This is a genomic window from Pseudomonas sp. SDO5522_S412, from assembly GCF_054071215.1.
The window spans coordinates 1-9,425 of sequence record NZ_JBSVWQ010000220.1 but is presented as its reverse complement, the minus strand read 5'-3'; the positions used below and the strand labels follow the sequence as shown (position 1 = coordinate 9,425).

Sequence of the window (9,425 nt, the reverse complement as noted above, 5' to 3'; positions counted from 1 at the left end):
TCAGTCGACATTTACGCTGACTGACACACCGCATTCGCGAGCAAGCCCGCTCCCACATTTGTTTTGTGCCGCGCTTAAGGTCAGCGGCGATCCGCCACCACCCCAATCAACACCAGCACCACCAACAACACCGGCGCCAGGCTGTAGTTGTTGAACTGGCTCAACCCGCGAACAATCCACGGCGTGGCATAGATCAGCGCAGCGCCGCTGCCGATCATGCACACCAGCGCCATCAGCGGCACGCGCAGCGCACCCGCGATGCTGCCCAGCCGTGCTTCGACCCAGCCCTTGATGTCGGCGCCAAACAGCACCAGCAGGCAGCCTACCAACGCCAGGGAGATTTCCGACAGGTTGCTACGGCTCCAGCGGGATACGGTGGCGAGCAGGTCGAGTACCAGATCCATTTGATTTCCTTAAGAGCAATCAGCTCAAAAACTTCTGCAGCAGGTCATTGAGAAAGAGTTGCCCGCGGTCGGTGGCCGCCAGGCGTGACGGTTCGACCTGCATCAGGCCACTTTGTTCTGCCTCGCGGCGAGCTTCATCGAGGCTGGCCAGGTCGAGGCCGGTACGCTCGGCGTAAAGCCTGGCTTCGACGCCGTCAGTGAGGCGCAGGGCGTTCATCAGGAACTCGAACGGTAACTCTTCGTTGGTCAGTTCTTTCGCGCCGGCCTGGTAGTTTTTCGCCGGGTTGAGGTAGTCCTTCGGCGCCCGGGTTTTCCAGGTGCGCACGATGCGCCCATCCGGATTGCTGAGCTTGCCGTGGGCACCGGCGCCGATGCCGATAAAATCGCCAAAGCTCCAGTAGTTCAGGTTATGCCGCGCCGGCCGGCCCGGTTGGGCGTAGGCCGAGACTTCGTACTGGGCGTAACCGTGTTCGGCGAGCAGCGCCTGGCCGGCTTCCTGGATGTCCCACAGGGTGTCGTCTTCCGGCAGCACGGGCGGCTGGTTCCAGAACACGGTGTTGGGTTCCAGGGTCAGTTGATACCAGGACAGATGCGTGGGCTTGAGGGCAATGGCCTGGCGCAGGTCGCCCAGGGCGTCCTCCAGGGACTGATCGGGCAAACCGTGCATCAAGTCCAGATTGAAGTTGTCGAACCCGGCCTGGCGCGCCATGCCGGCGGCACGCACGGCTTCGTCACCGTTGTGGATGCGGCCCAGGGCTTCGAGTTTTTCCTGCTGGAAACTCTGGATGCCAATCGACAGCCGATTGATCCCCAGCTTGCGGTACGCCACGAACTTCTCTTGCTCGAAGGTACCGGGGTTGGCTTCCAGGGTGATCTCGATATCGCCGGCAAACGGGATGCGCGCTTCCACGCCCTTGAGCAACCGGCCCAGGGCAGCGGCGCTGAACAGGCTTGGGGTGCCGCCGCCGAAAAAGATCGAACTCAGCTCACGGCCGTACACTGCATGCAGGTCCTGATCGAGGTCGGCCAGCAACGCGTCGACGTACTCTTCCTCCGGCAGCACCTTGCTGGCGGTGTGGGAGTTGAAGTCGCAATAGGGGCATTTGCGCACGCACCACGGGATGTGGATATACAGCGCCAGGGGCGGCAGGTGAGGCAGGGCCGCCCGAGGTGTTTGCGCGCCACCGAGAATCAGTGGCTGCGCGGAGGTGTTCTGAGTCATTTCATGCCCAGGCGCTGGCGCAGCAAATCCATTGCGCGGGCGCGGTGGCTGATCTGGTTCTTGTCGGCCGGGCTCAATTCGGCGCTGGAGACATTGCGCTCCGGCACCCAGAACAACGGGTCATAACCGAAACCGTGCTCGCCGCTGGCCGCATGCAGGATGCGCCCGTGCCACAGGCCTTCACAGAGGATCGGCAATGGATCATCGGCGTGACGCACCAGGGCCAGCACGCAGACGAACTGCGCGCCGCGCATCGCGTCGGGCACGTCCTTGAGGGCGTCCAGCAGCTTGGCGTTGTTGGCCGCGTCGCCTTTACCGTCGGCGTAACGTGCCGAGTAGATGCCAGGCGCGCCGCCCAGGAAGTCCACGGCCAGGCCCGAATCGTCAGCCAGTGCCGGCAGGCCGGAAATACGCGCGGCGTTGCGGGCCTTGAGGATGGCGTTCTCGACAAACGACAGGCCGGTCTCTTCCGGCTCTACCTGGCTGAACTCGCCAATCGAGCGCAGTTGCACCGAGTCGCCGAGCATGGCCTGGAGTTCTTTGAGCTTGCCGGCGTTATGGCTGGCCAGTACGAGTTGAGTAAGGTTCATCATTGCGCCGGAAACAGTTCCTGGTTGAAACTGAAACCGTGGGCTTTGCCACCGGTTTCAACGTTGATGGTGAAAATCTTGGTTTCCTGCTGCGGCACCGGGTACTGGGCGACGTAAAGCGTAGAACCTTTCTGGGTGATTTTCTTGAACGTCAGCATCTCGCTCTTGCCGCCCAGATCCTTGATAGTGCCGGTAACGGTGGCGTCTATCGATTCGACGCCCTTGTTTACGAACACATTGATCATGCCCAGCTCTTTGCTGCGTACGATCCCGGCTTCCTGAGCCATTTCCGGCGTCAGGAAACTGGTGGTCAGGGTGTTGTAGTGCACCGTGATATCGCCGAATTCTTTCTGACGATTACCATCGATAACATCCGCCGCCATAGCGCTGACGCTCAGGCACGCGGTGAGTAGAAAAACAGCCAGGCGACTCATGATCGTCCTCCTTGAAAATGGTTAGACGGCAATCTGGTGGTCCGTCAGGCCCGGGCTGCTGACCCGGTAGATCCCGATCTCACCCAGCAGGTTGGGCCATAGCTTACTCGCCCAGCCGTGACGATGCTGTTGATCGACGGCAAGGCGGTTGATGACTTTGGCTTCGCGCTCGCCACACAGCGCTTCGAAGTCTTCAAAGGTGCAGAAGTGGATGTTGGGCGTGTTGTACCAGGTGTACGGCAGGAAGTCCGACACCGGCATGCGGCCCTTGGTGGCCAGGTACCAGCGGCAGCGCCAGTGGCCGAAATTGGGGAAGGTGATAATGCACTGGCGGCCGACCCGCAACATTTCGTCGAGGATCCGGTCCGGGTAGTGCACGGCTTGCAGCGCCTGGGTCATGACCACGATGTCGAAGCTGTTGCTGGCAAAGTTGCCGAGGCCCTTGTCCAGGTCCTGCTCGATCACGTTGATGCCCTTGGCCACGCACTGGGCGATGTTGTCCGGATCGTTTTCCAGGCCATAGCCGGTGACTTGCTTGTTGTCGCGCAGCCAGCTCAGCAGTTCGCCATCGCCGCAACCCAGGTCGAGCACGCGGCTGCCGGCGGGGATCCAGTCTTGGATGATTTCCAGGTCGGCTCTCATGGCGTTCTCACAGTGCTATTCGGTTCATGTAATTGCTAAAAGCCTGCAAGTAACGCGGGATCGGGATCAGGAAGGCGTCGTGGCCTTGCGGTGCGTCGATCTCCAGGTAGCAGACGTCTTTCTTGGCGGCCATCAGCGCATCCACCAATTCCCGCGAGCGGGCCGGGGAGAAGCGCCAGTCGGTGGTGAACGACATCACGCAGAACTTGGCGGTGGCCGCCTCGAAGGTGCGCGCCAGGTCATCGTCGAAATTCGCCGCCGGGTCGAAGTAGTCCAGGGCCTTGGTCATCAGCAGGTAGGTGTTGGCGTCGAAACGCCCGGAAAACTCCTCGCCCTGATAACGCAGGTAGCTCTCGACCTGGAATTCGACGCTGTGGAAGTCGTAGTTGAGCTTCTCGCTCTTGAGGCCTCGGCCGAATTTCTCGCCCATGGAGTCATCCGACAGGTAGGTGATGTGCCCGACCATGCGCGCGAGCATCAGCCCGCGCTTGGGGATCACGCCCGCTTCCTGGAACGAACCGCCGTGGAACTCGGGGTCGGTCAGGATCGCCTGGCGCGCCACTTCGTTGAAGGCGATGTTCTGCGCCGACAGCTTGGGGGCCGAGGCGATGGCCAGGCAATGGCGCACGCGGTCCGGGTAGGTGATGGTCCATTGCAGGGCCTGCATGCCGCCCAGGCTGCCGCCGATCACGGCGGCCCATTGGGCGATGCCCAGTACGTCGGCCAGGCGCGCCTGGCTGTGCACCCAGTCTTCCACGGTCAGCACCGGGAAATCGGCGCCAAACGGCTTGCCGGTTTCCGGGTTGAGGCTGCTGGGGCCGGTGGAGCCGTTGCAGCCGCCGAGGTTGTTCAGGCTGACCACGAAGAACTTGTTGGTGTCGATGGGCTTGCCGGGGCCGATGCAGCTGTCCCACCAGCCGGGCTTGCGCTCGTCCATGCTGTGGAAACCCGCAGCGTGGTGGTGGCCGGACAGGGCGTGGCAGATCAGCACGGCGTTGCTGGCCGTGGCGTTCAGTTGGCCGTAGGTTTCATAGATCAGGTCGTAGGCGGGCAGCGAACGGCCGCAGGCCAGGGCCAGCGGTTCGCTGAAGTGCGCCACTTGGGGCACGACCAGTCCAACAGAATCGGGGGGGAAGGCAGTTGGCATCGACCCTGCTCTCGTTTAAATGAGGCGTAAGTCTAAAGACCGCTGCACCCAGCGGCAAGCAAAGGCCTGCGGCTGGTGTTTTTAAGGCTTTTTGTGGCGAGGAAGCTTGCTCCCGCTGGAGCGCGAAGCGGTCCCGGTCCGGTTGCCGCGATTTCGCAGATGCAACGCGGTCGGCCGTTTTGGGGCTGCTGCGCAGCCCAGCGGGAGCAAGCTCCCTCGCCACATTGTTGTCAGATCAGACCGAACAGTTCTTTGGGCATGAATGCGTAGAACGCCAAACGTGGAATCACCCAGCTTTGCAGCAGCTGAATCGCGATAAACGCGAAGATCGGCGAGATATCCAGGCCACCCAGGTTAGGTACCAGGCGACGGAACGGTGCCAGCACCGGCTCAGTGATCTGTGCCACCAGTTCGGCACCCGGGCTGCGGCTGCCCGGAGCGACCCAGGACAGGATCACGCTGATGATCATCGACCAGAAAATGATCTTCAGGAACAGCGAGAAGATCCCGATCAAGGCCCACGGCAGCAACAGCAGCGTGGTGGCCTGATAGCCATTGAGCAGCAGGATGACCGCGAACAGCAGGATCTGCAGCAGCAGCGCCAATACCAGCGACGACATGTCCAGGCCGAACAGGCTCGGGATCACCCGGCGCAGAGGCTTGAGCAGCGGCTGCGTGGCCTTTACCACGAACTGGCACAGCGGGTTGTAGAAGTTCGCCCGCACCAGTTGCAGGATAAAACGCATCAGCACGATCAGCAGGTACAGGCTGCCCAGGGTCTGGATGATGAAAATGGCAGCGTCATTGATTCCGAGCATGTTTGATTCCTATGTGGGGGACGACTATTTGCCCAGCTGCTCGGCCATTTCGGCCGAACGATGTGCTGCGGCACCCAGTGCTTTTTCCACCAGGGCTTCAAAGCCCCCGGCCTGGAATGATTCGATTGCCGCCTGGGTCGTGCCGCCCGGCGAGGTCACGCGACGGCGCAACTCGGCCGCGTCGACATCGCTGGTCACGGCCATCTGCGCGGCGCCCAGTGCGGTCTGCTCGGCCAGTTGCTCGGCGACTTCCTGCGGCAGGCCGAGTTTCACGCCAGCGGCGGTCATGGCCTCGATCAGCAGGAAGAAATACGCCGGGCCACTGCCGGAGACGGCGGTGACGGCGTCCAGTTGCTGCTCTTGTTCCAGCCACACGGCGAGACCTACGGCGGACAGCAGCTCTTGTGCCTGGTCGCGCTGTTGGGCAGTGACTTCGGATGTGGCGTACAAGCCGCTCACGCCCTTGCGCAGCAGCGCCGGGGTGTTGGGCATGCAACGCACAATCGGCTGGGCGCCGAGCCAGTGGGTCATGCTGGCGCAAGTGATGCCGGCGGCGATGGACACCACCAGTTGATGGGGCTTGAGGCTTGGGCGCAGGCTTTCGCACACGGCTTTCATGGCTTGTGGCTTGACCGCCAGCACTACCACGTCCACGCCTTCAATCGCTTCTGCGTTGTCGGCGAAGGTGTCGATGCCGTGCTCGGCGCTGACGCGGGAGCGGGTGTCGGCGCCCGGGTCGCTGGCGCGAATCTGTTGTGCTTCCAGGCCCTTGGCCCGCAGGCCGCCGATCAGGCTGGCCGCCATGTTGCCGGCGCCGATAAAGGCAATACGCGTGTTGCTCATGACAGGTCCTTACTCAGATGGAAGTCAGCCATTTCACGGCTGGCCATAGTCGCGGGCACCAAACAGGGCGGTACCGATCCGCACCCAGGTGGCCCCTTGGGCGATGGCCGACTCAAGGTCATGGCTCATGCCCATGGAAAGTGTGTCGAGCCCCAGGTCGAGGCTCGCTTGCAGGTCGCGCACGGTGGCGAAGGCTGCGTCTTGCTCTGCACGGTCGTCGGTCGGCTCGGGAATCGCCATCAGGCCGCGCAGCTTCAGGCGCGGCAGGGCGCTGATGGCTTCGGCCAGGGCGGGCAGGTCGGCGGGTGTACAGCCGGACTTGCTGGCTTCGCCACTGACGTTGACCTGGATGCAGATATTCAGCGGCGGCAGGTCAGCCGGGCGTTGTTCGGACAGGCGTTGTGCGATTTTCAGGCGGTCCACGGAATGCACCCAGGCGAAATTCTCGGCGATCGCACGAGTCTTGTTCGATTGAATGGGGCCGATGAAGTGCCAACTCAAGGGCAGGTCGGTTAATTCGGCCTGTTTGCCCAGGGCTTCCTGCAGATAGTTCTCGCCAAAGTCACGCATCCCGGCGGCATAGGCTTCGCGCACGGCCTGTGCGGGTTTGGTCTTGCTCACGGCCAGCAGGTGCACGCTGCCTGCGTCGCGCTGCGCGGCCTCGGCGGCTGCCCGGATCCGCTCGGAAACCAGGCCGATGTTGTCTGCTATGGTCGACATTCAAGTTGCGCCCGTGGATATGGAGTCCGCGGCATTCTACTGGAAATGGAAAGCCCTATGGATATCACTGAACTGCTGGCCGCCGGCGTACGCCTGCGGGCCTCGGACCTGCATCTGTCGGCCGGGTTGGCGCCGATGCTGCGAGTGGATGGCGAGGTCTGGCCACTCGATTGGCCTGTACTTGCGCCGGTGCAAGTGGCGGCGTTGCTCAGCCCTTTGCTGAACAATCACCAGCAAAAGGATTTCGAAACATCTCTTGAAACGGATTTTGCCTTCGAGTTGCCCGAGGTGGCGCGGTTTCGGGTGAATGTGTTCCAGCAGCACCGGGGCATGGGCGCGGTGTTTCGTACCATCCCCTCAACGGTGCAGAGCCTGGAACACCTGGGGTTGGGCGAGGTGTTCCGGCGCATCGCAGACTTGCCCCGGGGGCTGGTGCTGGTCACCGGGCCGACCGGTTCCGGCAAGTCCACCACCCTGGCAGCGATGATCGACTACCTCAACACCCATCGTCGCCAGCACATCCTCACCCTTGAAGACCCGATCGAGTTTATCCACCAACCGAAAAATGCCCTGATCAACCAGCGACAGGTGCATCGCGATACCCACAGTTTCTCGGCGGCCCTGCGTTCGGCATTGCGGGAGGACCCGGATGTGATCCTGGTTGGCGAATTGCGAGACCTGGAAACCATTCGGCTCGCGCTGACGGCGGCGGAAACCGGGCATCTGGTGTTCGGCACGCTGCACACCACGTCGGCGGCTAAAACCGTGGACCGGGTGGTGGATGTGTTTCCGGCGGGGGAAAAGGCCATGGTCCGCTCGATGCTCTCGGAGTCATTGCAGGCGGTGGTGTCCCAGGTGCTGGTGAAGAAGGTCGGCGGCGGGCGGGTGGCGGCTCACGAAATCATGCTCGGCACACCGGCGATTCGTAATTTGATCCGCGAGGACAAGGTGGCGCAGATGTATTCGGCGATTCAGACGGGTGGGGCGTTGGGGATGACGACGCTGGACATGAGTTTGAAGGCGTTGGTCAGCCAGGGGCTGATCAGCCGGGAACATGCCCGGGAGAAGGCGAGGGTGCCTGGGGATATTTAAGATCATGATCGTTCCCACGCTCCGCGTGGGAACGCAGCCCGTGACGCTCTGCGTCACAAGAGCGGACGCGGAGCGTCCAGTGAGGCATTCCCACGCAGAGCGTGGGAACGATCAATCAGCGCTGCACAATCCGCAGGTTGTTCTGTTCTTTAGGCAGAACACGCTTGGCAATCACGTAGTTCTTGTCCCAGAACGGCTTCTTCAGCGTATCGATGCTCACGGACTTGCCACGACGCGGTGCGTGGATGAAACGGTCGTTGCCCAGGTAGATGGCAACGTGGTTCACCTGGCGGCTCTTCAGTTTGAAGAACAGCAGGTCACCCGGTTTCAAATCCTTGCGCTCAACCTTCAGCCCGTGGCCGGCGGCCATGGCGTTGGAAGTGCGCGGCAAATCCACGGCTTTTACGTCGTTAAACGCATATTTCACCAAACCACTGCAGTCGAACCCTTTACTTGGGCTGCTGCCGCCCCAACGATAAGGAGTACCGAGCACGTTGACGGCACGGCTGAGGACGTTGCTGCTTTGCTTGGTGTTGACGGCCATCAGCCCTGGCGCTGCATTACCGTGGGCCTTGCTCAGTTGAGTCGGGCGCTTCACGGTCAGCTTTACCGATTTGGCGGAGCTGGTGGTGGCGTGAACTTTAGGGGTGAAACCGTTAACGTTGGGAAGTCGTTGCTCACGATTGGTGGCGTGGGCGGCCAGTGGCATTAATAGGCAAATGGTTAGCCATGTCTTGAAAAATGGTCGCATTAGGCGTGGCTCTTTTTGGTTTGCGCGCAACTTTATAACAGCTTTTTGTGTCGTGCTAAGGCCGTTTGTCGACTGAACCCTGGGGTCAAATTCAGGAAAACCGTGACGAATTGCCGCGATTGTCCTACACAAGTCAGGCGGTATAAGGCTTTGAGGGAAGCGAAGATACCATTTGCCGCATGTCGGGCGCCCGTAAAAAAGTCACAAAGAAACCAGAAATATTTATCTATCGAGGCTAAAGAGGTACTCCATGAACACCTATCGACAGGATGTTTCGCAACAAGACACCCACAGCAAGGTGATCGGCTACCTGCTTTGGATTTTCGGTTTTACCGGTGCTCACCGCTTTTATTACGGCAAGCCGGTGACCGGGACGATCTGGTTTTTCACCTTCGGTTTGTTCGGGATTGGCTGGTTGATCGACTTGTTCCTGATTCCGGCAATGGACCGCGAAGCGGACCTGCGATTTACCGCCGGGCCGATCGAGTACAACGTGGCCTGGATTCTGTTGGCGTTCCTGGGTGTGTTCGGTTTGCACCGCATGTATCAGGGCAAATGGATCAGCGGGATCATTTACCTGCTGACCGGGGGCTTGTTCCTGATCGGGGTGCTGTATGACTTCTGGACGCTGAATACGCAGATTTCGATCCGCAATGCCGAGCGCAACGGCGGCCGTTAAGATTTGTGAAGATCCAAATGTGGGAGCGGGCTTGCTCGCGAATGCGATGTGTCAGTCGACATCTCTATTGACTGACCCAGCGC

12 protein-coding genes are annotated in these 9,425 nt (G+C 61.1%); 2 read left to right on the top strand and 10 right to left on the bottom strand.

From position 1 onward, the window contains the following. Positions 1–80: 80 nt before the first annotated feature. The 9 genes from ACW9I6_RS27295 to ACW9I6_RS27255 all read right to left on the bottom strand — a co-directional run bounded on the left by ACW9I6_RS27295 (position 81) and on the right by ACW9I6_RS27255 (position 6,820). Positions 81–404: a DUF3392 domain-containing protein gene (locus ACW9I6_RS27295; RefSeq protein WP_003213776.1), complete on the bottom strand. Its 324-nt coding sequence runs from the start codon at positions 402–404 to the stop codon at positions 81–83. A gap of 19 nt (positions 405–423) precedes the next feature. Continuing rightward, positions 424–1,626: a radical SAM family heme chaperone HemW gene (gene hemW, locus ACW9I6_RS27290; RefSeq protein WP_457340044.1), complete on the bottom strand. Its 1,203-nt coding sequence runs from the start codon at positions 1,624–1,626 to the stop codon at positions 424–426. Next, a complete protein-coding gene (rdgB, locus tag ACW9I6_RS27285) occupies positions 1,623–2,219 on the bottom strand; it encodes an RdgB/HAM1 family non-canonical purine NTP pyrophosphatase (RefSeq protein ID WP_177022331.1) in 597 nt (198 codons plus the stop codon). Before rdgB ends, hemW begins: the two co-directional genes overlap by 4 nt. Beyond that, positions 2,216–2,650: a DUF4426 domain-containing protein gene (locus tag ACW9I6_RS27280; RefSeq protein WP_003213770.1), complete on the bottom strand. Its 435-nt coding sequence runs from the start codon at positions 2,648–2,650 to the stop codon at positions 2,216–2,218. Before ACW9I6_RS27280 ends, rdgB begins: the two co-directional genes overlap by 4 nt. A gap of 21 nt (positions 2,651–2,671) precedes the next feature. Beyond that, positions 2,672–3,292 carry a methionine biosynthesis protein MetW gene (metW, locus tag ACW9I6_RS27275; RefSeq protein ID WP_003213768.1) on the bottom strand — a complete coding sequence of 207 codons (621 nt, stop codon included), beginning with the start codon at positions 3,290–3,292 and terminating at the stop codon, positions 2,672–2,674. Positions 3,293–3,299: 7 nt separating this feature from the next. Beyond that, positions 3,300–4,439 (bottom strand): homoserine O-succinyltransferase MetX, encoded by a 1,140-nt coding sequence (gene metX, locus ACW9I6_RS27270; RefSeq protein ID WP_008434158.1) that lies wholly within the window; start codon positions 4,437–4,439, stop codon positions 3,300–3,302. Positions 4,440–4,669: 230 nt separating this feature from the next. Beyond that, entirely contained in the window at positions 4,670–5,257 is a 588-nt protein-coding gene (locus tag ACW9I6_RS27265) for a YggT family protein (RefSeq protein ID WP_003213764.1), read from the bottom strand. A 24-nt stretch (positions 5,258–5,281) separates the two neighbouring features. Continuing rightward, positions 5,282–6,100 (bottom strand): pyrroline-5-carboxylate reductase, encoded by an 819-nt coding sequence (gene proC, locus ACW9I6_RS27260; protein WP_008434156.1) that lies wholly within the window; start codon positions 6,098–6,100, stop codon positions 5,282–5,284. Positions 6,101–6,133: 33 nt separating this feature from the next. After that, positions 6,134–6,820 carry a YggS family pyridoxal phosphate-dependent enzyme gene (locus ACW9I6_RS27255; RefSeq protein ID WP_008434154.1) on the bottom strand — a complete coding sequence of 229 codons (687 nt, stop codon included), beginning with the start codon at positions 6,818–6,820 and terminating at the stop codon, positions 6,134–6,136. Positions 6,821–6,877: 57 nt separating this feature from the next. Here ACW9I6_RS27255 and ACW9I6_RS27250 point away from each other — a divergent pair, with 57 nt between their 5' ends. Next, the gene (locus tag ACW9I6_RS27250; RefSeq protein WP_087693249.1) at positions 6,878–7,912 is read left to right on the top strand and encodes a type IV pilus twitching motility protein PilT; all 1,035 of its coding nucleotides are present in this window, start codon (positions 6,878–6,880) and stop codon (positions 7,910–7,912) included. Positions 7,913–8,027: 115 nt separating this feature from the next. On the opposite strand, the gene ACW9I6_RS27245 is transcribed toward ACW9I6_RS27250, so the two are convergent. Continuing rightward, positions 8,028–8,663: a C40 family peptidase gene (locus ACW9I6_RS27245; protein ID WP_023659314.1), complete on the bottom strand. Its 636-nt coding sequence runs from the start codon at positions 8,661–8,663 to the stop codon at positions 8,028–8,030. A gap of 250 nt (positions 8,664–8,913) precedes the next feature. Between ACW9I6_RS27245 and ACW9I6_RS27240 the strand changes: the two genes are divergently transcribed. Continuing rightward, a complete protein-coding gene (locus tag ACW9I6_RS27240; protein WP_003213752.1) occupies positions 8,914–9,342 on the top strand; it encodes an NINE protein in 429 nt (142 codons plus the stop codon). Positions 9,343–9,425 lie beyond the last annotated feature (83 nt).

Coding starts and splice junctions, on each gene's coding strand:
- ACW9I6_RS27295 (WP_003213776.1), bottom strand. CDS start 404: ATGGATCTGGTACTCGACCTGCTCGCCACCGTATCCCGCTGGAGCCGT.
- hemW (WP_457340044.1), bottom strand. CDS start 1,626: ATGACTCAGAACACCTCCGCGCAGCCACTGATTCTCGGTGGCGCGCAA.
- rdgB (WP_177022331.1), bottom strand. CDS start 2,219: ATGATGAACCTTACTCAACTCGTACTGGCCAGCCATAACGCCGGCAAG.
- ACW9I6_RS27280 (WP_003213770.1), bottom strand. CDS start 2,650: ATGAGTCGCCTGGCTGTTTTTCTACTCACCGCGTGCCTGAGCGTCAGC.
- metW (WP_003213768.1), bottom strand. CDS start 3,292: ATGAGAGCCGACCTGGAAATCATCCAAGACTGGATCCCCGCCGGCAGC.
- metX (WP_008434158.1), bottom strand. CDS start 4,439: ATGCCAACTGCCTTCCCCCCCGATTCTGTTGGACTGGTCGTGCCCCAA.
- ACW9I6_RS27265 (WP_003213764.1), bottom strand. CDS start 5,257: ATGCTCGGAATCAATGACGCTGCCATTTTCATCATCCAGACCCTGGGC.
- proC (WP_008434156.1), bottom strand. CDS start 6,100: ATGAGCAACACGCGTATTGCCTTTATCGGCGCCGGCAACATGGCGGCC.
- ACW9I6_RS27255 (WP_008434154.1), bottom strand. CDS start 6,820: ATGTCGACCATAGCAGACAACATCGGCCTGGTTTCCGAGCGGATCCGG.
- ACW9I6_RS27250 (WP_087693249.1), top strand. CDS start 6,878: ATGGATATCACTGAACTGCTGGCCGCCGGCGTACGCCTGCGGGCCTCG.
- ACW9I6_RS27245 (WP_023659314.1), bottom strand. CDS start 8,663: ATGCGACCATTTTTCAAGACATGGCTAACCATTTGCCTATTAATGCCA.
- ACW9I6_RS27240 (WP_003213752.1), top strand. CDS start 8,914: ATGAACACCTATCGACAGGATGTTTCGCAACAAGACACCCACAGCAAG.